Source organism: Mesorhizobium sp. WSM4849 (assembly GCF_055811385.1).
The window spans coordinates 17568-40158 of sequence record NZ_JBVVPW010000049.1 but is presented as its reverse complement, the minus strand read 5'-3'; the positions used below and the strand labels follow the sequence as shown (position 1 = coordinate 40158).

The 22591-nt window shown below is 62.2% G+C and carries 23 protein-coding genes; 18 read left to right on the top strand and 5 right to left on the bottom strand.

Translation table 11 applies throughout. The annotated features are described in order from the left end of the window. Window positions 1-112 precede the first annotated feature (112 nt). The 9 genes from AC0L3L_RS33725 to AC0L3L_RS33685 all read left to right on the top strand — a co-directional run bounded on the left by AC0L3L_RS33725 (window position 113) and on the right by AC0L3L_RS33685 (window position 9781). Window positions 113-838 carry an SDR family oxidoreductase gene (locus AC0L3L_RS33725; protein WP_473641561.1) on the top strand — a complete coding sequence of 242 codons (726 nt, stop codon included), beginning with the start codon at window positions 113-115 and terminating at the stop codon, window positions 836-838. 31 nt (window positions 839-869) lie between these two features. Continuing rightward, window positions 870-1937 carry an ABC transporter ATP-binding protein gene (locus AC0L3L_RS33720; RefSeq protein WP_473641559.1) on the top strand — a complete coding sequence of 356 codons (1068 nt, stop codon included), beginning with the start codon at window positions 870-872 and terminating at the stop codon, window positions 1935-1937. Window positions 1938-2269: 332 nt separating this feature from the next. Beyond that, on the top strand, window positions 2270-2581 hold the full coding sequence (locus tag AC0L3L_RS33715) for a helix-turn-helix domain-containing protein (RefSeq protein WP_473641557.1): 312 nt from the start codon (window positions 2270-2272) through the stop codon (window positions 2579-2581). After that, window positions 2581-4596, top strand: a complete 2016-nt coding sequence (gene hyfB / locus AC0L3L_RS33710) for a hydrogenase 4 subunit B (protein ID WP_473641555.1) — start codon at window positions 2581-2583, stop codon at window positions 4594-4596. Before AC0L3L_RS33715 ends, hyfB begins: the two co-directional genes overlap by 1 nt. Next, entirely contained in the window at window positions 4587-5543 is a 957-nt protein-coding gene (locus tag AC0L3L_RS33705) for a respiratory chain complex I subunit 1 family protein (RefSeq protein ID WP_473641553.1), read from the top strand. Before hyfB ends, AC0L3L_RS33705 begins: the two co-directional genes overlap by 10 nt. Beyond that, the gene (locus AC0L3L_RS33700; RefSeq protein ID WP_473641551.1) at window positions 5543-6205 is read left to right on the top strand and encodes a hydrogenase-4 component E; all 663 of its coding nucleotides are present in this window, start codon (window positions 5543-5545) and stop codon (window positions 6203-6205) included. The genes AC0L3L_RS33705 and AC0L3L_RS33700 overlap by 1 nt, the downstream gene beginning before the upstream one ends. Then, a complete protein-coding gene (locus AC0L3L_RS33695) occupies window positions 6202-7650 on the top strand; it encodes a hydrogenase 4 subunit F (protein ID WP_473641549.1) in 1449 nt (482 codons plus the stop codon). Before AC0L3L_RS33700 ends, AC0L3L_RS33695 begins: the two co-directional genes overlap by 4 nt. A gap of 14 nt (window positions 7651-7664) precedes the next feature. Continuing rightward, window positions 7665-9230, top strand: coding sequence for a hydrogenase large subunit (locus AC0L3L_RS33690; RefSeq protein ID WP_473641547.1), 1566 nt, complete (start codon window positions 7665-7667; stop codon window positions 9228-9230). Window positions 9231-9241: 11 nt separating this feature from the next. Beyond that, window positions 9242-9781 (top strand): NADH-quinone oxidoreductase subunit B family protein, encoded by a 540-nt coding sequence (locus AC0L3L_RS33685; protein WP_473641546.1) that lies wholly within the window; start codon window positions 9242-9244, stop codon window positions 9779-9781. 52 nt (window positions 9782-9833) lie between these two features. On the opposite strand, the gene AC0L3L_RS33680 is transcribed toward AC0L3L_RS33685, so the two are convergent. The 3 genes from AC0L3L_RS33680 to AC0L3L_RS33670 form a co-directional block, all read right to left on the bottom strand. Next, a complete protein-coding gene (locus tag AC0L3L_RS33680) occupies window positions 9834-10190 on the bottom strand; it encodes a DUF488 domain-containing protein (RefSeq protein WP_473488239.1) in 357 nt (118 codons plus the stop codon). Window positions 10191-10235: 45 nt separating this feature from the next. Continuing rightward, a complete protein-coding gene (locus AC0L3L_RS33675) occupies window positions 10236-11492 on the bottom strand; it encodes an aminopeptidase (RefSeq protein WP_473641544.1) in 1257 nt (418 codons plus the stop codon). A gap of 83 nt (window positions 11493-11575) precedes the next feature. Next, entirely contained in the window at window positions 11576-12490 is a 915-nt protein-coding gene (locus AC0L3L_RS33670) for a LysR substrate-binding domain-containing protein (RefSeq protein WP_473641543.1), read from the bottom strand. 97 nt (window positions 12491-12587) lie between these two features. On the opposite strand from AC0L3L_RS33670, the gene AC0L3L_RS33665 reads away from it, so the two are divergent. The 3 genes from AC0L3L_RS33665 to sbmA all read left to right on the top strand — a co-directional run bounded on the left by AC0L3L_RS33665 (window position 12588) and on the right by sbmA (window position 15481). After that, window positions 12588-12803, top strand: a complete 216-nt coding sequence (locus tag AC0L3L_RS33665; protein WP_473641541.1) for a hypothetical protein — start codon at window positions 12588-12590, stop codon at window positions 12801-12803. 117 nt (window positions 12804-12920) lie between these two features. Further along, on the top strand, window positions 12921-14081 hold the full coding sequence (locus AC0L3L_RS33660; protein ID WP_473641539.1) for a YbfB/YjiJ family MFS transporter: 1161 nt from the start codon (window positions 12921-12923) through the stop codon (window positions 14079-14081). A 122-nt stretch (window positions 14082-14203) separates the two neighbouring features. Then, window positions 14204-15481, top strand: a complete 1278-nt coding sequence (gene sbmA, locus AC0L3L_RS33655; protein ID WP_473641537.1) for a peptide antibiotic transporter SbmA — start codon at window positions 14204-14206, stop codon at window positions 15479-15481. Between the two features lie 16 nt (window positions 15482-15497). Here sbmA and AC0L3L_RS33650 read toward each other — a convergent pair whose 3' ends face one another. Further along, a complete protein-coding gene (locus tag AC0L3L_RS33650) occupies window positions 15498-16514 on the bottom strand; it encodes a polysaccharide deacetylase family protein (RefSeq protein WP_473641535.1) in 1017 nt (338 codons plus the stop codon). A 282-nt stretch (window positions 16515-16796) separates the two neighbouring features. Between AC0L3L_RS33650 and AC0L3L_RS33645 the strand changes: the two genes are divergently transcribed. Continuing rightward, a complete protein-coding gene (locus AC0L3L_RS33645; RefSeq protein ID WP_473641533.1) occupies window positions 16797-17462 on the top strand; it encodes a tetratricopeptide repeat protein in 666 nt (221 codons plus the stop codon). A 64-nt stretch (window positions 17463-17526) separates the two neighbouring features. Next, window positions 17527-18960 (top strand): ribosome biogenesis GTPase Der, encoded by a 1434-nt coding sequence (der, locus tag AC0L3L_RS33640; protein ID WP_473641531.1) that lies wholly within the window; start codon window positions 17527-17529, stop codon window positions 18958-18960. Window positions 18961-19217: 257 nt separating this feature from the next. On the opposite strand, the gene AC0L3L_RS33635 is transcribed toward der, so the two are convergent. Further along, window positions 19218-19973, bottom strand: coding sequence for an SDR family NAD(P)-dependent oxidoreductase (locus AC0L3L_RS33635; RefSeq protein ID WP_473487696.1), 756 nt, complete (start codon window positions 19971-19973; stop codon window positions 19218-19220). A 188-nt stretch (window positions 19974-20161) separates the two neighbouring features. Between AC0L3L_RS33635 and AC0L3L_RS33630 the strand changes: the two genes are divergently transcribed. The 4 genes from AC0L3L_RS33630 (at window position 20162) to AC0L3L_RS33615 (ending at window position 22584) form a co-directional block, all read left to right on the top strand. After that, entirely contained in the window at window positions 20162-20758 is a 597-nt protein-coding gene (locus AC0L3L_RS33630) for a L,D-transpeptidase (RefSeq protein WP_473641529.1), read from the top strand. 198 nt (window positions 20759-20956) lie between these two features. Next, entirely contained in the window at window positions 20957-21097 is a 141-nt protein-coding gene (locus tag AC0L3L_RS33625) for an ABC transporter (protein ID WP_082982116.1), read from the top strand. 142 nt (window positions 21098-21239) lie between these two features. After that, window positions 21240-21839: a hypothetical protein gene (locus AC0L3L_RS33620; RefSeq protein ID WP_473641527.1), complete on the top strand. Its 600-nt coding sequence runs from the start codon at window positions 21240-21242 to the stop codon at window positions 21837-21839. Between the two features lie 157 nt (window positions 21840-21996). Continuing rightward, window positions 21997-22584: a protein-S-isoprenylcysteine O-methyltransferase gene (locus AC0L3L_RS33615; RefSeq protein ID WP_473641565.1), complete on the top strand. Its 588-nt coding sequence runs from the start codon at window positions 21997-21999 to the stop codon at window positions 22582-22584. Window positions 22585-22591 lie beyond the last annotated feature (7 nt).

Genomic DNA, 22591 nt, shown 5'->3' with positions numbered 1-22591 from the left:
CCCCCCCCCCCCCCCCCCCCCCCCCCCCCCCCCCCCCCGCCGCCCCCCCCCCCCCCCCCCCCCCCCCCCCCCCCCCCACCCCGGGTATCGACAATTCCCAAGAGGAAAAGCCATGGCTGGAAAACAGCTCGTAGCAGTGACAGGAGCCAGTTCTGGTATCGGTGAGGCGGTCGCCAAGGCGTTTTCGCGCGCCGGCCACCCGGTTCTTATGATGGCCCGCCGTCTGGAGCGCATGAAGGCGCTGAACCTGCCCGACAGCATGGCCCGGCAGGTCGATGTCCGCGACCGCGCCGCGATCGCAGCCGCCGTGAAGGAGGCGGAAGCCGAATACGGACCGGTCGACATGCTCTTTGCCAATGCCGGCATTGCGCGTCTTGCCGACATAGGCCGCCAGCCGCCCGAGGAATGGGACGAGATGATCGATATCAACACGAAAGGCGTGCTGAATTCGGTCCACGCCGTGATGTCGGGCATGATGGAGCGCCGTCACGGGACGCTGTTCATGATGAGTTCGATCGCTGGCCGGAAGGTCTATCCGGATCATACCGTTTACTGCGGGACGAAATTCTTCGTTCACGCCGTCTCGGAATCGCTGCGCGACTATCTTTCCGAATACGATGTCCGCGTGGTCGTGCTTTCGCCCGGGGTGATCGAAACCGAAGTTCTGAGCGGCGTCCTCGATCCGCAGACGCTCGCCAACTACAAGGCGAATAAGCTCAAGATCGGCGGCGGCATCGGGCCGGAGCACGTCGCTGACCTCATGCTGCACACCTACCAGATGCCACAGAACGCCCTCGTGCAGGAAATCGTCATCACGCCGACCAGGCAGAAATACTGACGACCCGAATCCGGGCTTCTGGAGAGAGAGAATGGCCACCGTAGAATATAAGAACATCGCCAAGAGCTTCGGGCATGTCGAGGTGATGAAGGACATCTCCTTCGGCATTGCCGACCGCGAATTCGTCGTGCTTCTTGGGCCGTCTGGCTGCGGAAAGACCACGCTCCTGCGCATGACAGCCGGGCTCGAGAGGGTGACCAACGGCGATCTGTTGATTGGCGACAGGCGAGTCAACGATGTTCACCCGCGCGATCGCGACATCGCGATGGTGTTCCAGAATTACGCGCTCTATCCGACAATGAAGGTGTTCGACAATATCGGCTTCAGTCTCGAAGTGGCGAAAGTGCCAAAGGCGGAGATCAGGAAGAAGGTCGAATGGGCGGCGGAAATCCTGAATCTCACGCCCTACCTCGGGCGCTATCCCAAGGAACTGTCGGGCGGCCAGCGCCAGCGGGTCGCCATGGGCCGCGCCATGGTGCGGAATGCCGCCGTTTTCCTCTTCGACGAGCCGCTCTCCAACCTCGACGCGAAGCTGCGCACACATATGCGCGTGGAAATCCGCCAACTCCACAACCGTCTCGGCACGACCACGATCTATGTCACCCATGACCAGATCGAGGCGATGACGATGGCCGACAAGATCGTGCTGATGCACGCCGGCAGGATCATGCAGATCGGCACACCCGACGAGGTCTACGAGCGCCCGAACTCGAAATATGTCGCTGATTTCATCGGCTCGCCGTCGATGAATTTCATCGCTGGCGCTGTCGAGACCGCCGGCGGCAGTCCTCGCTTCGTCGCCGAAGGCGTGTCGATCGGCCTCTCACCGCAGATCAAGGCGAAGCCAGGCCAAAAGGTCATCATGGGCGTCCGGCCACACGATCTCGGCATTTCGGATGCGGGTGAGATCAAGGGCGAGGTCGTGCTGTCCGAAACGACCGGCGCGGATGTTCAGATTCATTTGCGCGTGGCGGGATACGACGCTGTCGCCGTGGTGCCGCGTGACCAGCGCCGCAACGCCGGCGCCGCGATCAACCTTTCGGTACTGCCGGGCAAGGTGCACCTCTTCGATGCGGCCACGGAACTGCGTGTCGCCTGAGGGGATTCGCGACCGGATGATCATGAAATCATAGTGGTCCGACCACGAGGCGGCCGAGGTCGTAGCCGCTTCCATGACTGGTATTACAACGTACATTAACTGCACGCGGGAGCAGCCGTTGCAGGTGACTGCACTCTTGCCTAAGGCGATGCTGCAGCCGCGGCATCTTCCATGTCGAGAGAATCTTCGACTGCTTCTGGATTCCGGGCGATGTGGCTCAGGGGTCGCCATCAAAATCGATGCCTCACACATCAGTAATTGACGATAGAACATTTCAATGTATGCTGCAACGCTGAGACATCATATCTCAAAGCTAAGCCGAAGGGTCTCCGGTGATAACTGCACCACAATTGCGCGCCGCCAGGGCCCTGCTCGGTATCGACCAGCGCAGGCTTGCCGAATTGTCCGGCCTTTCGGTCCCGACGATTCAGCGCATGGAAGCCAGCGAGGCGATGATCCGGGGCAATGTCGATTCTTTGATGAAATTGATTGCAGCACTTGAGGCTGCCGGCATCGAGTTGATCGGGGAAGGCGCGACCAGCCAGGCTGGCGGACGGGGCGTGCGGCTGAAGGCGGGCCTCAATCCGGCCAGGATTTCCGGCGTCGGCGAAGCGGAAGCCGAGGTCGGCGGGAGCCTGCTGTGATGTCGATCGTTGCCCTCCTTTTGTGGGGTATCGCCGCGTTTTTGGGAACCGCCATACTGGCTGTCGCCGTCAGTCGGCGCGGCTCGGCGACGCATCTGGTCTATGGCGCAACCCTTGGCGTCTCGGCCGTCATGTTCGCGATCGCCGCAGCAGAGCTGACAGGCGATCCTGCCGGCGTGTCCACTGTTACGCTGCCACTCGGACTGCCGTGGATCGGCGCTCATTTCCGTCTCGACGCGCTGTCGGCATTCTTTCTGGTCGTCGTCAATCTGGGCGGCGCTGCGGCCAGCCTCTATGGGCTTGGCTACGGCCATCACGAATCTGCGCAACACCGGGTGCTGCCGTTTTTCCCGGCCTTTCTTGCCGGCATGACTCTTGTCGTGCTGGCCGACGACGCCTTCACCTTCCTGCTGTCCTGGGAGTTCATGTCGCTCGCCTCGTGGGCGCTCGTCATGGCGCACCATCGCGAACAGGACAATACCCGGGCAGGCTACATCTATCTGGTGATGGCGAGCTTCGGCACATTGGCGCTGCTGCTCGCTTTCGGCCTGCTGGCCGGACCGGACGGAACCTACACATTCGACGCGATGCGTGCCGCCGAGCCAAGCCGGTTCGTTGCCGCCGCCGCCCTGGTTCTCATGCTGCTCGGCGCCGGCTCCAAGGCCGGCCTTGTCCCGCTCCACGTCTGGCTGCCGCTCGCTCATCCGGCGGCGCCAAGCCATGTCTCGGCCCTGATGAGCGGCGTCATGACGAAAGTCGCCGTCTATGGCTTCATACGCGTCATTTTCGACCTGCTCGGTGAGCCGGCATGGTGGTCTGGCGTCGTCGTGCTTTTCCTCGGCGGCCTGACGGCGGTGCTCGGCATCCTCTACGCCTTGATGGAAAAGGACCTCAAGCGGCTCCTTGCCTACAGCACCATCGAAAACATCGGCGTCATCTTCGTTAGCCTTGGCCTTGCGCTCGCCTTCAAGGCCAATGCGATGCCGTCGGCCGCCGCACTGGCGCTCACCGCAGCACTGTTCCACGTTCTCAACCATTCCTTTTTCAAGAGCCTGCTGTTTTTCGGCGCGGGCGCCGTGCTCACAGTGACCGGCGAGCGCAACATGGAGAAGCTTGGCGGTCTTATCCATCGCATGCCGCTGACCAGTTTTGTCTTTCTCGTCGGCTGCGTTTCGATCTCAGCACTTCCGCCCTTCAACGGATTCGTCTCCGAATGGCTGGCCTTCCAGGCCATCCTGCAGAGCCCCGATCTGCCGCAATGGGGCCTGAAGGTCATGGTGCCCGCTGTCGGCGGCCTGCTGGCATTGTCGGCGGCGCTGGCCGCCGCCTGTTTCGTAAAAGCGTTCGGCATCACATTTCTCGGCCGGCCACGCTCCGCGGCGGTGGAGCAGGCGCAGGAGGTCGACCGCTACTCACTGGCGGCGATGTTCGTTCTCGCGGCCCTTTGTCTGCTTGCCGGCATTCTGCCGGGCCTGATCATAGACGGTCTGTCACCGGTGACGCTTTCGCTGATCGGCAGCCGCATGCCGGTGCAGATGGCGCAGCCCTGGCTGTCGATCGTGCCGATCGCCGAGAGCCGCAGCTCCTACAACGGCCTGCTGGTGTTTGTGTTCATTGCAATCTCCGCATCGCTTGCGGCGTTCGTCATTCACCGCTTCGCCTCGCATGCGCTGCGTCGCGGCCCAGCATGGGGTTGCGGCTTTCCCGACGTCACGCCGGCCGCGCAATATACGGCCGTCAGTTTCGCGCAGCCCATTCGCCGCGTCTTCGGCACATTCGCATTCCGTGCCCGGGAAAAGGTGGAAATGCCACCACCGGGCGCCACCGGGCCGGCACGCCTCACTGTGGAAATCCACGATGTGATCTGGGAGACATTTTACCAGCCGATCGCTGGCGCTGTCGGCTATGCGACCGAGAAGCTGAACCATCTGCAGTTCCTGACCATCCGGCGCTATCTGACCCTGGTCTTCCTCTACCTCGTCACCTTGCTTCTGGTGCTCGCGCTATGGCCCTGATCCTTGAACTGGCCGTCCAGGGCGCGCAGATGGTGCTGGTGCTTTTGCTGGCACCGCTGCTGACCGGCTTCGTGCGCAAGGTGAAGGCGAGACTGCAGCGCCGCCGGGGACCTTCGCTGTTCCAGCCCTACCGCGATCTCCTGCGGCTGATGCGCAAGGAGGTCGTCCTGGCGGACAACGCATCCTGGCTGTTTCGCGTCATACCCTACCTGATCTTTGCCGCCACCTGGGTCGCCGCCGCGCTCATCCCGACATTCGCAACCGGCCTCACCTTCAGTTGGACCGCCGATCTCATCGCCATTGTCGCGCTGCTCGGCAGCGCGCGTTTCTTCCTGGCATTGGCGGGCATGGATGTCGGCACGAGCTTTGGCGGCATCGGCGCGAGCCGCGAGGTGATGATCGCTTCATTGGCCGAGCCCGCCATGCTTTTGATCGTGTTCAGCCTGGCGCTCGTCGCCGGCGCGACGCAACTCTCCACCGTCGCCGCCGTCATGGCTTCGCCGGATGTCGGCCTGCGGGTCTCGCTCGGCATGTCGCTGATCGCTCTCGTCATGGTGGCGCTCGCCGAAAACGCCCGCATACCGGTCGACAATCCGGCGACGCATCTTGAGCTCACCATGGTTCACGAAGCGATGGTGCTGGAATACTCCGGCCGCCATCTGGCGATGATTGAGTTCGCCGCCTTCCTCAAGCTTCTGCTCTATGTCTCGCTGATTTCCTGCGTCTTCATTCCCTGGGGGCTGGTGACAGCTCGAGCCGGACCAGGGGCTTATGCTCTGGGCGTCGCTGTCTACATCGGCAAACTTGCCGTCTGCGGCATTCTGCTTGCCGTGTTCGAGACCGCCATCGCCAAGATGCGCGTTTTCCGCGTCCCGGATTTCCTTGGCGCTGCCCTCATGCTGGCACTGCTTGGCACGCTCTTGCTGTTCGTCTCACGGAGCCTTTGATGAACAGTCTCACCTTCGACATCGCCCATCTGTTCGCCGGCGGCCTGGTGCTGGTCAGTTTCATGATGCTGTACCAGGATCGCCTGTTTGCGCTGATCAACGTCTTTGCGCTTCATGCGATCGTGCTCGCTTCGTCCGTGGCCTGGCAGGCCTACGTCCAGGACGCCCATCACCTTTATGTCACCGCGGCGATCGCCCTCATTTTCAAGGCGATCGTCATTCCCGTCGGGCTTCATCGCATCATCCAGCGGCTCGGCATCCACCGCGACATCGAGACCGCCGTCGGCATCGGTCCGACCATGCTTGCCGGCATCGGTCTGGTGGCTTTGTCGATGGTGCTGATGCTGCGGGTCACACCCGAAGCCGACCCGCTCGCCCGCGAGGATCTCGCATTCGCGCTGTCGATAATATTGCTGGGCCTGCTGGTGATGGTCACCCGCCGCAACGCCGTCAGCCAGGTTGTAGGCTTCATGTCGCTCGAGAACGGCCTGGTGCTGGCCGCCACCGGCGCCAAGGGCATGCCGCTGGTCGTCGAGATCAGCGTCGCCTTCTCGATCCTGATCGCCTTCATCGTCATCGGTGTCTTCCTGTTCCGCATCCGTGAGCGGTTCGACTCGGTGGATGTCGGCGCGCTCGACGACTACAGGGGAGAACGCCGTTGACCGCTCCCTTCGACGCGGTGGCCGCCATCCTGCTGATACCCGTCGGCGCGGCCGCACTTCTGGCGGCGCTGCCGAATTACCGGATGTCGGCAGGCCTGAATGTCGCCGCGAGCTTCCTGACCTTGCTCGCCGCGCTGTCGCTGTTCGTCACCGATCGGCCGCAGCCAGGCCAATACCTGCTCGTCGACGATCTCAACATCGTTTTCATCGTGCTCAACACATTCGTCGGATTCACCACCAGCGTGTTCAGCGCGTCCTACATTGCGCACGAACTGGAGACCGGCCGGCTGACCGCGCCGAACCTGCGATTTTATCACGCGATGTACCAGGTCATGATGTTCGGCATGAACCTCGCCTTCGTGTCGAACAATATCGGTTTGATGTGGGTGGCGGTGGAGCTTGCGACGCTGACCACCGTGCTCATGGTCGGCATCTATCGCACGCATGAAGCGCTGGAGGCCGCCTGGAAATATTTCATCCTGGGAAGCGTCGGCATCGCACTTGCGCTGTTCGGCACCATCCTCGTCTACATGGCCGCACAGCCGGTCGTCGGCGAGGGCACCGACGCCATGGTCTGGACGGTGCTCATCGAACAGGCGGCGCATTTCGACCCGGCTTTGCTTAACGTCGCCTTCGTCTTTCTGCTGCTCGGCTACGGCACCAAGGTCGGCCTTGCTCCCTTGCATGCCTGGCTGCCCGACGCGCATGCCGAAGGCCCGACGCCGATCTCGGCGGTGCTCTCGGGCTTGCTGCTGAACGTCGCACTCTATGCCGTGCTGCGCTTCAAGCTGTTGCTCGCGGCGAGCCCGGAGGCGATAGCCCCGGGACCATTGATGGTCGCAATGGGGCTCACCTCGCTCATCTTCGCGGCCTTCATGCTTTACCGCCGCCGCGACATCAAACGCCTGTTCGCCTACTCCTCGATCGAGCACATGGGCATCATTGTGTTCGCGTTCGGCATGGGCGGCCCGCTCGCGAACTTTGCCGGCCTGCTGCACATGGTCATGCACAGCCTGACCAAGTCGGCGATCTTCTTCGCCGTCGGGCACATCGCGCAGGTCAAGGGAACACAAAAAATCGCCGACATCAGAGGGCTGACGGAAACGCATCCCGGACTCGGTTGGGGGCTGGTCATCGGCGTCGTTGCCATTGCCGGCCTGCCTCCGCTCGGCATCTTCATGAGCGAATTCCTGGTCGTCAGCTCGACCTTTGCGAGGCAGCCGCTTCTGGCGATCCCACTGGTGTTCGGGCTTCTCATCGCCTTCGGCGCCCTGCTGCTGCGGCTGACTGGCGTCGCCTTCGGCGAGCCGCGCGGCGGCACCGCGCCCGTCGAGGCATCCTACGTGCCGATGTATTCCCACCTGGCCCTGGTGTTTGGCGCCGGCATCTACCTGCCGGCGCCTCTGGTCACCTGGTTCCAGCACGTCGCTTATATCCTGGGATGAAGCGCAAAAGAAAGATGCCCGCGCTGATCGACCTCATCGAGGCCGGACGCCCTGTCGAGCACCATGTCCCCTGGCGGCGCGCCATGGTGGCGCCGAAGGCTTGGAACCTTGCCGTCGAGCAGCTTGCCGAGGGCCGCTGGAGCCTGCTCGGTCTTTGGGGCGAGCCGGACACCGTCCATATGGCGCTTCTCGATGCGGCCGACATCGGTGTCATCAGCCTGAAATGCGCCGGCGGCCGCTACCGGTCGGTCGGCCAGCGGCATCCGCCGGCACTGCGCCTCGAGCGCGCCGCCGCGGACCTGTTCGGGCTTCTGCCGCAAGGACTTCCGGATACACGACGCTGGCTCGATCACGGCCAATGGGGCGTCAGTCATCCCCTGGCAGCGGGGGCATTGGCGGCGGAAGCATCAGCAGCGCCGGCTCATGCGCCAGCCATGGCCTCTTACCGCTTCCTTCCCGCGGAAGGCGAAAGCCTGCACCAGATCCCGGTCGGGCCCGTGCATGCCGGCATCATCGAGCCGGGGCATTTTCGCTTCACGGCAAGCGGCGAAATAGTTGTCCGGCTGGAAGAGCGTCTCGGCTACGTTCACAAGGGCATAGAAGGCCTGATGGCAGGTTCGCCTGTCGAGCGCGCGGCCAAACTGGCGGGGAAGACGTCCGGCGACAGCACCGTGGCGTATTCGCTGGCCTTTGCTCGCGCGGTCGAAGCGGCGCTCGGCGTCGAAGTGCCCTTGCGTGCCGTCTGGCTGCGGGCGCTGATGGCGGAACTGGAGCGTCTTGCCAACCATCTCGGCGATATCGGCGCCATCTGCAACGACGCTGCATTCGCGCTCATGCATACCCATTGCGGTGTGCTGCGCGAACGGGTCTTGCGCGCCAGCGATGCGGCCTTCGGACATCGCCTGATGCGCGACCGCATCGTGCCGGGTGGGGTGGCAAGCGACCTTAGCGAGGCGGGGACGGCCGCGATCCGGGCCCTGGTCGTGGAGATCAGGCAGCGGTTCCCTCGTTTGATCGAACTCTACGACAACACGGCGTCGCTGCAGGACAGGACCGTCGCGACCGGTCGGCTCAAGCCGGCCCTTGCCCGACAATACGCAGCGGGCGGTTATGTCGGCCGCGCCTCCGGCCGAGAGTTCGATGCGCGGCGCAGCCCAGGCTACCCGCCTTATGACGAACTCGCCTTCGACGTCCCTCTCCTCCAGGAGGGCGACGTGAATGCGCGCGTCTGGATCCGCATCCGCGAGGTCGAGCAGAGCTTATCGCTGACCGAGCAGATCCTTCAAAGGCTGCCTGGCGGCCCGATCCGCGTCGATGTCGCCGAGGCGAGCGTTGCCCAGACAGGCGTCACCAAGACAGGCGGGCCGCGTGAAGGCATGGCGCTGGTCGAGGGGTTCCGGGGCGACATTCTGGCCTGGCTGCGCATTGGCGAAGGCGGTATGGTCGAGCGCTGTCACCTGCGTGACCCGTCATGGTTTCAATGGCCGCTGCTTGAAGCGGCCGTTGAGGGCAACATCGTCGCCGACTTTCCGCTCTGCAACAAATCGTTCAACTGCTCCTACTCCGGTCACGATCTTTAAGGCATTCCGCCATGCGCAAGCACCTCTTCGAAGGCCTGACACGGCCCCCTCTCACAGAGCGTCCTCCCAAGGCGAGCCAGACGGCAATTGACGAACTCGCGCGCGCGCTAGACGGCGCTGCCCGCAAGCGACTGGGCCGCAGCCTGTCGATCCGGGCGGTCGACGCTGGTTCCTGTAACGGCTGCGAACTCGAAATGCATGCGCTCAACAACGCCTTCTATGACGTCGAACGCTTCGGAATCCGGTTCGTCGCGTCGCCGCGCCATGCCGATGTGCTGCTTGTCACAGGGCCGGTCACCAAAAACATGCGCGAGGCACTGAAACGGACTTATGACGCAACTCCCAATCCCAAATGGGTGGTCGCGCTTGGCGACTGCGGCATGAACGGTGGCTGTTTCGCCGGGAGTTATGCAGTCGTGGGCGGCGTGTCGGAGGTACTGCCTGTCGATCTGCACATTCCGGGCTGCCCGCCATCGCCAATCGAAATTCTAAAGGGATTACTAGCGTTGCTTGAGAGGGTGAACGCAAAGACTGCTGCCCCCCGAGGTTGATATCGAAAAAGCACCGCTATACCGGCGAACGGCCGGCAGCGTGCGCGCTGCCTCAGCCCCTTAGACGCAGATAGTCAGCCAAAGCCACTGCGTTGTTGTGCAGCTCGTCCTGGGCGCCGTAGAGCAGCGTCACCCGGCCGTTGTCGAGCAAGGCGCGCAACTGGCCGACCGCATCGCTGTTCCTGTCGAGCTCGCCGCGATAGCGCTGCTGGAATTCCATCCAGCGCGTTGGCTCGTGGCCGAACCATTTGCGCAATTCATCGCTTGGCGCGAGGTTCTTCAGCCATAGCGTCAGCGCGGCGTCTTCTTTGCGGACGCCGCGCGGCCATACGCGGTCTATGAGCACCCGCTGCCCATCGCCAGGCGAGGGCGGCTCGTAGATGCGCTTGACCTTGATATCGAGTTTCATCGTCAACTCCGGGGTTGACCGCCAAGACGGCTTGCTGGCGGCTGCTTATGCCCACTCGCCCTTGCGCATGACCGGTACGCGGCTGCCGTCCTTGCCGACGCCATCGATGTCGATCTTGTCCGAACCGATCATCCAATCGATATGGATAAAGCTCTTGTTGCCGCCACGCGCCGCGATCTCGTCCTGGCTGAGCGAGGCACCGTCGACGAAGCACTTCGAATAGCACTGGCCGAGCGCGATATGGCAGGCGGCATTCTCGTCGAACAGCGTGTTGAAGAACAGCAGACCGCTCTTCGAGATCGGTGAGGAATGCGGCACCAGCGCGACCTCACCGAGCCGGCGTGAGCCTTCATCGGTATCGAGCACCTTTTTCAGCACATCCTCGCCGCGGCTAGCCTTCGCCTCGACGATGCGGCCCCCTTCAAAACGCACCGCAATGCCGTCGATCAGCGTGCCTTGGTAGGACAGCGGCTTGGTGCTCGTAACGTGGCCTTCGACGCGCCTGGCATGCGGCGTGGTGAAAACCTCCTCGGTCGGGATGTTGGGATTGCAGGTGATGCCGTTCCTGGCGGTCGAGGCGCCGCCCATCCATTCATGGCCGTCGGCCAGACCGACGGTCAGATCGGTGCCGGGTCCGGTGAAATGCAGCGCATGGAAATTATGGCCGTTCAGCCATTCGGTGCGGCTGCGCAGAGCCGCATTGTGCGCCTTCCAGTTGCCGATCGGGTCGTCCACATCAACCCGTGAGGCGGCAAAGATGGCGTCGGCGAGCTTCGCCACGGCGACGTCGTCGGCATCGCCTGGGAAAACCTGCCTGGCCCAGGCCAGGTCGGGATAGGCGACGATGTTCCAGTTGATGTCGAAGCCGGTGATCTTTTCCAGCGCCGGCTGATAGGCGATCGAGTTCGCCTTGTTGGCGCGCGCCACTTTCGCCGGATCCTGCGCCGACAGCAGCGACGGATCCTCGCCGCGCACGGCAAGCCTAGCCGCATTGTTGGCGAAGGCTTTCGCCATCCCCTCATAGAGCCAGCCGGCGGCGTGGTCGAAGCCGGGGTCAGCGCCATAGCGGAAGCGCGCCAGCGTCATCTCGTCGTCGTTGAAGATCGGCGTCACGAGGCCGGCGCCTGCTCTATAGGCATGCTCGACGATCCGTCGCGTCAAAGGCAGTGCTGCGATCGACGATGTCAGCACCAGGTCCTGCCCCGGTTGCAATTGCAGCCCGACCTTGATGGCGACTTCGGCCAGCCTGTCGAGTTTCACCGGGTCGATCGTTGCGGAAACGCCGCGCGAATGTGTGGTCATGGTCCTGCCTGCCGTGATGTGGGGGTCTGGTTCTTACATAGACCCGCACTGCTCTCCTTTCCACCGCGATTGCACGCGGGGGTTCAGTTCGCGCTGGCGAGCGACCCGAAATGCGCCATGGTCGCCGCTATCTCTTCGCGGACCCAGACCTTGAAATCCCTGACCTTACGGCTTTCGGTCTTGGTGGCGGAGGTCACCAGCCAATAGCCGAGCCCGCTCTGGGCGCGGACGCCAAAGGGGGCGACAAGGCGGCCGTCGGCCAGCGCGTCGGCAGCCAGCAATTGCCAGCCGAGCATGACGCCGTGGCCGGCGATCGCCGATTCCAGGCACAGCATCGGGTCGGTGAAGCGCGCGCCTTTGAGGAAGGTGATCGGCTTAACCCCGGCGGCCTCGAACCAGGCTTCCCAACTGATCATCGCCCGTTCGTCGGTGATCCCGCAGGTCAGGGCAAGATCTTCGATCGATTTCAGTTTGTCGGCGATCACCGGGGCGCAGACCGGGAAGACCTCCTGCGCTAGCAGCAATTCCGCCCGCGCACCCGGCCACGTCCCGTCGCCAAGCCGGATGGCGATGTCGATGTCCGAGCGGTCGAGATCGGCAATCCGCACCGAGGCGTCGATGCGCAAAAGCACATTCGGATGCCGGGCGAAGTGACGTGACAGCCTCGGCAGCAGCCACTTCGACGCGAAAGCCGGCGCCACTGAAACCACCAGCGTGCATTCGGAGGCCTCATCGGCGAGCGCCACGGCTTGGGCGAGCTCGCGGAACCCAGCTCCGAGCCGCGCGGTGAAGACGGTGCCGAATTCGGTCAGCAAGAGACCACTCGTCGTTCGTTCGAACAGCGCCTGGCCGAGTTGCTCTTCCGTTCGCTTGACCTGCTGGCTGACGGCGCTGGCGGATACGTTGAGCTCGCTCGCCGCAGCCGAAAGCGATCCCAGGCGGGCGACGGTTTCTACGGCGCGCAGGCCGTTGAGGTGGACGCGGTTCAGCATAGCCATACAGTTTTTCTAAACGGGGACGGTTGAAATCTCAATTGAAACATAAGGCCGGACGGCAGATTTTAAGGAAATAAGGAGACCTATCGAGGAAAATCCGATGAAGATTTTATCACTGCTCAGGGGCTTTTCCGTTGTCGGCACAGAGCAAAGCCGCCCGTATGAAAGCGAGACCACCCGATGGGCGATTGATCCGCTGTCGCATCCTGTGCTCGACACCATGTCGGAGCGTGAACTCGGCGACGTGCCGTTCAGGCTGACGGCCCGGCGCACTGCCTACGAGACGGGCACCACGCAGGTCGGCTGCGGCTGCTGAACCAGATTTAGCGGGTCGGCTCTCTGCGGCGAACACTTGCCAACAGCCGTTGCGAGCCGTTCTGGCCCAACAAGAAGCGGATTGTTTGACAGGCTCGTGCACCTATTGTGCACCGCAATGAAAGCCGCTTCGCCGTCCCCTTTGCGTCTCGCCTTTGCCGGCATGATTGCTCTTGCCGTTGCCATGGGCATCGGCCGCTTCGTCTACACGCCGATCCTGCCCGGCATGATGGAGGAACTTGGCCTGTCGCCGGCCGATGCCGGATGGATCGCATCCGCCAACTATCTCGGCTATCTCATCGGTGCGCTTGCGGCCGTCGGCGGTTGGGCGCACGGTCGCGAGCGCCTGCTGATGCTGGCCGGTCTTGCCGCCACCGCAGTCCTCACCGGGCTAATGGGCCTGGCCGGTACTATGGCAGCCTTTCTAGTCATCCGCTTTCTTGCCGGTGTGGCCAGCGCCGTTGTCTTGGTGTTCATGTCCAGCATCGTTTTCGGCCATCTCGCCGTGGCCGGCCGAAACGACCTGCAGGCGCTGCATTTCGGCGGCGTCGGCCTCGGCATAGCGGCGTCCTCGGCGCTGATGGCAATCCTCGTCACCGAACAGGCTGGCTGGACGGCGGGCTGGTTCTGGTCCGCCGCGATCTCAGCCTGCGCCATTGCCGTCGTGGCGCTGCTGCTCGGCAGCACTGCGACCGCCAACGGCGCCGATGGTCGCGAACCGGCGCTGCCGAAGGACCGCTCGCTGATGAAAATCATCGTCGCTTACGGCCTGTTCGGCTTCGGCTACATTGTGACAGCGACGTTTCTGGTCGCCATCGTCCGGCAAGGCGGCGGCGGCCGCGTCTTCGAAGCCGTGGTCTGGATGGTCACCGGCCTTGCCGGGATTCCCTCGGTCTGGCTTTGGCAGAAGATCGCAGGAAAGATCGGGCTCTACCAGGCTTATTCCTTGGGGTGTCTTGTCGAGGTGGTCGGCGTCACCGCGAGCGTGGCCGTCGGTGGACACATTGGGCCGCTGCTTGGCGGATTTCTGCTTGGCGGGACCTTCATCACCATCACCGCGCTCGGCCTGCAGACCGGAAGGCAGCTTGCCCCGCAAGCACCACGCCGGATCTTGGCGTTGATGACGGCCTCGTTCGGCCTCGGTCAGATCATCGGTCCGATCGTCGCCGGGCTGCTTGCCGAAGCCTCGGGCGACTTCTTCCTCGCATCGATTGTGGCCGCCGCCGTCCTGCTTGTCTCCGGCGCAGTCATCTGGTCGGCTGCGCCAAAATCGCCATGATTGTGGTCTTGCTCGGTGCCGGGCATCACGCACCGGCCATTTTCATTCCGATCGATGTGTGACCTTATGCCCGCTGAACAGCAACGCCGCTGATTTGCGCATCGACCGAGGATTTCCCCACAGTGTTCGTATCCTTCTTCCCGCAGCCGAAGCTTTTTTTCATCTCGGCCGCCGTCTGGAGCCTTCTGCTCGTCCTCCTGTGGTTTTTCGGCGGCGAACACCTTGGCACGATGCTCGGCATGCCGCCGGTCGATCCGCGGGCCGCACCCGTCATCAGCCCAATAAGATTCCTGACGCCGGCATTCCTCTGGTTCTACGGATATTTCTTCGCGGGTATGGGCGTATTCTACCTTTTTTGGTCGCTGTATGCCCCACACCGTTGGCAGAACTGGTCGATCCTTGGCTCTGCTTTGATTATTTTCGTCACTAATTTCATCGTGCAGATCAGTGTGGCGCTCAATGACTGGCGCGGCATGTTTTACGACATGGTGCAGAAGGCGCTCACCACGCCCGGGTCCGTTGCGCCTGCCGAGCTTTACTACGGAGTATGGCAGTTTCTGTCTTTGGCCCTGGTCTATATGACCATTGCCGTTCTGAATGTTTTCTTCGTGAGGCACTATGTTTTCCGCTGGCGTACGGCGATGAACGATTATTTTACCGCTTACTGGCCGAGGCTGCGCCATATCGAAGGGGCGTCGCAGCGCGTTCAGGACGACACGATGCGCTTCTCGGGCACAATGCAGGGGCTCGGAGTGAACTTCATCGACTCCATCATGACTCTGATTGCCTTTCTACCCTTGCTGGCATCCCTTTCTCTCCATGTTCCAACTCTCCCCATAATCGGAGCAATCCCTTATCCGTTGGTTGTTGCTGCGATCGCGTGGTCGTTGTTTGGCACCGGCTTGTTGGCAGTCGTCGGCGTCAAGCTACCCGGGCTGGAATTTCGTAATCAGCGTGTTGAAGCCGCTCTGCGCAAGGAACTTGTTCTCGGTGAGGACGATACGGCGCGAGCGCAGCCACCAACGTTGGTCGATCTTTTCAGAAATGTTCGCAAGAACTATTTCACTCTCTATGCACACTATGTCTATTTCGACATGGTCCGCTATCTATACCTTCAAGTCGACAACGTCTTCGCTACGCTTATTCTCGTTCCAACCTTGGCAATCGGCAAGATAACATTTGGCGTTTTCCAGCAAATTGTCACCGCCTTTTCACAAGTCGCCACTTCGTTCCAATATCTCGTGAATTCCTGGCCGACTATCGTCGAGCTGATATCCATCTACAAGCGCCTGCGCGCCTTCGAGGCGACGCTTGAAGGGGCGCCGCTGCCGGAAATCGACCAGCACTATCTGGAGCGAGAGCGAGCCGGCTTGCGCCCTGAGGATCAGCCGGTGAGCTAACAGTGGCGGGCGGCGGTCACTTCCGGATCCAGCCGCCCACCGACGCCTGCGTTTGGCCGCCATCGCGCCGCGAAACATAGTCGCGATAGCTGATGCACTCGACGTCGGGCCTGGTGCAGACCTCGCCGGCAAAGCGCTCCAGCGCGTGCCAGTAGGCGCCGTCATTCATCAGTGTGAAATGGAAGCCGAGTTCCAGCGGAATGCGTTTGCCCTGGTATTGGGCATCGAACGCGGCGCGAAAGGCGTCATAGGTCCGGTCGGCGAATTCGTTCGCCTTGCTCGGCCGCTCGAAACCGCCGGAATGCCTGACATAGAGATTGTAGTCCATGGCGATCACTCGCCTTGTGTCAGGACCTTCCGGGATCTGCGGTAGCGAAAAGCGTGTGATGCCGTCGCGGGTCGGTGGCCGGGCAGGGCCGCGTGACACACCGCTCGCATCGAACAAATAGCCCGCCTTTAGCAGCGCCTCGTAGAGCGCCTTGTTTGCCGACAGATAGGGCGCGCGAAAGCCGACCGCCTGGCGCGCGATTTCGCGCCAACCCGCGGGTTCAGCGGTAATAGCGTTTATCGAATAGGCGTTCTCGAGAATATGCTTGAACGAACCGAACTCGCTCAGCCAGTCGGCCTTGCTCCAGTCCTTGCCGTCGAAATGGCCGCAAGCGTGGCTGCCGATATCGTGGCCTTCTGAGACGGCAAGGTTTATCTGATCGAGCCGGTCGGCGACGTCCTGTTTCGAGGCGGCAAAGCCGATGTTGGATTTGCCCGATGTCTTGCCGGGTGCCATGTACGCCTTGCGCGTTTCCGGCGAGAGCAGGAAGACGCAGGACACGAAGTAAGTGAAATGGGCGCCGGTGCGCGTGGCCAGCGCCCGGCTGCGCTTCCACTGCGAAATATCGCTTGCGCTGTCGAACGAGATGATGACCGCCTGCTTCGACCTTGCCGGCGGTGGCGCCGCGGGCGGATCGGCGACAGCGGCGCCCGCTGCAGCGAGCGACGCGATGGAGAATGCAACAACGCGGGACGAACGAGGCATTAGCATCTGATCTGGATTGGAGGAGGGTTCGAGCACCGGCTATCGGCGAAATGTGGCGCGGGTGCGGTTGCCTCGGGCGGCCACGTGTCGGCGATTAGCCGATTTTCCTGTCCAACCCCTTCCATGCCGGCAAAATTTCGCTAAAACGCGGGCTACCGCATCGGCCTGAAAAGCAGAATTGATTTTCAGGAAGCACGATGCGCAAATTCAAAGTGTTAGAGCGTACTTTCCATGGACGCACGTCGCTCTAAACCGCCCTGGGGCGGGCAGGATGGTTTTGAGATGTCGGACGACAGTTTTATCCGCGAAGTCAACGAAGAGATGCGTCGCGATCAGGCGCATGCGCTATGGGACCGTTTTGGTCCTGCCTTGCTTGCGCTTGCGATACTGGTGGTGGTCGGCACCGCGGCCTTCGTCGGCTATCGCTATTGGGACGAGACTCGCGCCAATCGCTCGGGCGACGCCTTCTCGCAGGCGCTGAAGCTTGCCAATGAGGGCAAGAGCGACGAAGCGCTGACTGCCCTCATTGCGTTGGAAAAGGATGGCTACGGCGCCTATCCGCTGCTCGCCCGCATGCGCGCGGCAACCGTCAAGGCGGATAAGGGCGATGTCGCCGCCGCCGTCAAGAACTTCGACGAGGTCGCCGCGGACACGGACATTCCATCAGGCCTTCGCGACATCGCGCGCATCAGGGCAGCGCTGCTGCTCGTCGACCACGGTTCCTTCGCCGACGTCTCCAGCCGCGTCGAGACGCTCACCGCCGACACCAATCCGCTGCGCCATACCGCGCGCGAGGCGCTCGGCCTTGCCGCCTGGAAGGAAGGCAAGGCGACGGACGCACTGAAACTGTTCGACCAGATCGCCTCGGATGACGGCGCCCCGCGCAACGCGCGCGAGCGGGCGACGTTGATGTCCGAGCTGATCCGTGGGTCGGGCAGCGTGTCGTAATGCATGTCGCCCAAAAGTGTGTAGCGGTTTTGGGACAACGACTGCATGGCAGATGTAGGGCCGCATGACGTTCAAAGTCGCCATCATCGGCCGGCCCAACGTCGGCAAATCGACCCTTTTCAATCGTCTGGTGGGAAGGAAGCTGGCGCTTGTCGACGACACGCCGGGCGTCACCCGCGACCGTCGCGTCCATGCCGCCAAGCTCTATGATCTGCATTTTGATGTCATCGACACCGCCGGCTTCGAGGATGCTGCTGCTTCGACGCTGCCGGGCCGCATGCGCGCCCAGACCGAGATCGCCATCCGCGAAGCCGACCTGATCTTTTTCACGATCGACGCCAAGTCCGGGCTGATGCCTGACGACAAGACCTTCGCCGAGATCGTGCGCAAATCCGGCAAGCCGGTTGTCGTCGTCGCCAACAAGGCCGAGGCACGCGGCGCCCAGGGCGGCATGCTGGAGGCCTGGGAACTCGGCCTTGGCGAGCCGATCCCGGTCTCGGCCGAACACGGCCAGGGCCTGCCCGATCTGCGCGATGCGGTGATATCAGCACTGGGCGAGGCGCGCGCCTTCGGCGAAGAAGAAGAGGATGCGGACGAGGAGACCGCCGCCAGCGAGGTACTGATCGGCGAGGACATCACCGATCCGGATGCCGAGCCGAGCTATGACGATACCAAACCGATGCGCATCGCCGTCGTCGGTCGCCCAAATGCCGGCAAATCGACCCTGATCAATGCGCTGATCGGCGAGGAGCGGCTCTTGACCGGACCGGAAGCCGGCATCACCCGCGATTCCATATCCGTCGACTGGGACTGGCATGGCCGCCGCCTGAAACTGTTTGACACCGCCGGCATGCGCCGCAAGGCCAGGATCCACGAAAAGCTGGAAGTCATGTCGGTGCAGGATGCCCTGCGCGCCATCCGCTTTGCCGAGATCGTCATCATCGTGCTCGACGCCACCATTCCCTTCGAGAAGCAGGATCTGCAGATCGCCGACCTGATCATCCGCGAGGGCCGCGCGCCGGTGATCGCCTTCAACAAATGGGATATGATCGACCACCCCCAGGAACTCCTGGCGGAACTGCGCGAGAAGACCGAGCGGCTGTTGCCGCAGGCGCGCGGCATGCAGGCGGTGCCGGTCTCGGCCGAGACCGGGCGTGGCCTCGACAAGCTGATGGATGCGGTCATCAGGACGCACAGAGTGTGGAACAGCCGCGTCTCGACCGGCAAGCTCAACCGCTGGCTGGAAGGCATCCTGGCGCATCATCCGCCGCCCGCCGTGGCAGGGCGCCGGCTGAAGATCAAATATGTCACCCAGGCCAAGACGCGCCCGCCGGGCTTCGTCGTGTCCTGCTCACGGCCGGACGCGATGCCGCAATCCTATGTCCGCTATCTCTCGAACAGCCTGCGCGAAGCCTTTGACATGCCCGGCGTGCCGATCCGCATCGCCTTGCGCACCTCGGAAAATCCGTTCGCCAGCAAGGCGAAAAAACGCCGCTGAGCTGCGCGTCTTCTGGGCGCCAGCATCAGGCTGCGCTCCGCAGGCGGCTCGCGGGCAGCGCCTGCACATTTTCGGGCAGGCGATTCCACCGCCACCTGCAGCAGGATGTCGGCAAGTCGCGCCGCCACCGGAGCTGGCTCGGCCTCCCTCGCGACGCGGGAACAGTGCCATCTCAGGCAGTGCAGTGCGGGCAGCCCAGCGATCTGCGGCGTCATCACCCTGACAGCAGCCAGCACGAGTGGGGACAGCCAGTGCACCTAATGGGCGGTGTATGCTCCGTCCACCAGATGGTAGCTCCCAGTGATAAAGCTGGCCTGATCGGACAACAGGAAGCACACAAGAGCCGCTACCTCTTCCGGTTTGCCGCGTCTGCCCATCGGCTGAAGGGCTGCCATGCGCCGCGTGGCTAATGCCTCCACTTGCTCCGATAGAAGCGGCGTTTCGATCCAGCCGGGGCCGACGACATTGATCCGGATGCCCATCCTCGCATATTCAATCGCCGCAACCTTGGTCAGTCCAACGACCCCGTGTTTCGCTGCCGTGTATGCGGACGCAGTTGGCAAGCCTACGGAACCGAGAATCGAGGACATGTTCACGATGGCGCCTCCGCCTCGATCCAGCATGGCGGCGATTTCGTACTTCATGCTGTAGAAGACGCCATTCAGATTGACGTTTATAAGCTTGTGCCAGTTGTCGAGCGGATAGTCTGCCGTTGCTTTTCGAACGCCGTCGATACCTGCATTGTTTACCGCCATATCCAGTCCGCCGCATTTCTGGACAGTGAACTCGATCAGCTTTTCGACAGCTGCCGCATCCGTGACATCGACCGCAAAGTCGTAGGCCCTGCCTCCTTGCGACCTTATTTCGGCGGCTTTGCAGTGCGCGGCCTCGGCATCAAGGTCGGCAACAACAACCTCGGCTCCTTCTTGCGCGAGTTGCCGTGAAACAGCCGCTCCTATTCCGGAGCCTGCGCCGGTCACAATCGCGACTTTACCATGGAAGTCAGGCTTCATCATCTCTGTCCTATGCCCATTGTGACATAACCGAACAGAGGCAGACGGTTATCGCAAGAAGTTTCGCTCCAATTCGCTTGTCAATCCTGTGAATTCATTTTGCCACCACACAGCGAGACTTGGCCCGCAGGCCCGGGAATGGTAGAGACGAGGGCGGGGTAGATTGACCAGTTTCCTAGCAGGTAGAAATGGAAGAACACCACATTGCGCGCCGGGGGCTCGTGCTGGGTAGTCTGGCTCTGATGCTTTCCGGATGTACGTCGACGCTACGACAGGTGGCGGAGCCGATTTCATCCGCGTTCGGACCAAGGAATGGCCTCAATCCTCGTTTCCGACGGCGGCATGTGCAGTACGACGGAAACGAGCCGCCTGGAACGATCGTCGTCGATACTTCGCAACGTTTTCTCTATGCCGTCGAGACCGACGGGTGGGCGACGCGCTACGGCGTCGGCGTCGGCGAGCAGGGACTTTCGTTCAAGGGTACAGCGACCGTCGCCCGCAAGGCGGACTGGCCGTCGTGGACACCCACCGCCAGCATGATGAGGCGCAAGCCGCGCCTGGTGAAGTATGCAGGGGGGGTCCCTGGCGGACCAAACAACCCGCTTGGTGCGCGTGCCCTTTATCTCTATCGCGACGGGCGCGACACCCACTTCCGGATACATGGTACAAACGAGCCATGGACGATAGGCACAGCGGTATCGAACGGGTGCATCCGTTTGATAAATGACGACATCATTGACCTCTACGAACGTACTCCTTTGGGCACGACGGTGGTGGTTGTTTGATGGTGGGCAGGCCTGATCTCCGTTGGATGTGAGCCCTGCCGGCACGTCACCGCAAAGCTGCCGCCTGCAACCGGGTGCCAACTGTGTCATTTCTGCACTAGGCGTTGGTGTAGATCGCAGCTAACTTGGTGGGGCTGCATATCGTTTTATTTGTGGCGATTCTATTGGCTGTTCCGCCCCTGGGGAAAGGATTGCTCGATGAGCAGGATGTTGATTGTAATGGTTGCTACCCTCGCCGTTGCCAGCCTGAGCGGCTGCGCGAACGGCTGGATCGGTAAAGGAAAGGGGAAGGCTCCTCCGCCGGAACCCGCTGCCGTAGAAGAGCCCGTGATTAAATAAGCACCGGCTTTCGGAGATTTGGGGAAGGGCCGCCAGGCCCTTCCCCATCGATATGCAGGGGCCAAGGCCGGATTCGCAGCCTACCTGAGGTTGGCGGGCATAGGCTGGCACTAGGTCTGCGGTCCTCGGAGTTCTGGATGAGATGACGCTTGTAAGTGGCCGTTCAACAATTGTGGCCCTGCTCGCGCTTGTCGCGGCGTCATGTCAGTCGCAGGACAAAAAGCCCCAGCCGACTTTCGTGTCCAATGATCGGGCACTGAGATCCGCGGCGATGATGGCGCCCGCGGCGGCATCAACTCAAGCCCAACGGCATTTCATCGAGTTCCGCTCCCGGTACGCCCTTACCTACGGCCATTCCTTCGTGATTTTTGGACGATTGAACCAGGCGGGACGGATGGTCAACCCCGAAGTCGCGGGGCTCGCTCCGAAGTCCAGTGATCCCAATGTCTATGTTCTCGGCCATTTGGCGCCCGTGCCAGCCTCGACCGGGTGGACGGACGGCGACCTGGAAGATGCCTACCGGTCGGCAAGCTGGCGTGTTTTACTTACCGAAGCCGAATATAGGAAAGTCGTCGCGAGCATACGAAGGCTGCAGGCCAGCTCTCCGCTTTGGCACGCCTCGCTCTACAACTGCAACGCATTCGTAGCGGACATCGCCAGATCGATGGGGTATAAGACCCCCGGTACCTGGCTCCGGCCGCAACAATTCATAACCAAGCTTCGGGAGATGAACGGCGGTTGAAATGCGATTGGCAAACCCGCTTTCGCCTCATTCGCCCGGTCAACTCCGAAAGGAGCGCGCTCTGAATGTCTTCGGTCGACAGTTCGGACGCTGACATCGTTGCGACGGCTTATCGTGGTCCCAGATCGAGAAAAGGCTCCGGTGACCTGAAGTGACCATTTCTGTAGCTTCACTTGGCGAGATCATTTGGGTGATCGGCATCGTTGCCTGGTATGTGATCCGGTATCCCTTCGAGCGCCGGGCAAGGCGCGTACGAATTGTAGCTGGCGGCCGCTCAAGTTCCGACACCGTCGGGCTTGCATCGGCTCTCCTTGGCCTGGCGATCCTGCCTGGCTTCTATGTCGCCACCGGCATCCCCGCAGCGGCTGACCATCCGGCCAGCGTGTGGTCGGTGGCGCTCGGAACCATCATCTTCTGCTCCGCGCTGTGGATTTTTCGCATGTCCCACAAGGAACTTGGCCGTAACTGGTCGATCACGCTCGAGATTCGCGAGCGGCATGAACTGGTCAGCGCCGGGCCATACGCCTTGGTCCGTCATCCGATGTACACCTCGTTTCTGCTTATGGGGCTCGGCCAGCTCTTTCTGCTGCCGAACTGGGTTGCGGGCATATCTGGTTTGATCGGTTTCGCAGTGCTTTTCCTGCTGAGAGTGGATAAGGAAGAGCGTATGATGCTGGAGAATTTAGGCCCGCAATACCGCGCCTATATGAAAAGGACCAAGCGAATATTCCCTTATCTTTATTAGAGGTCGA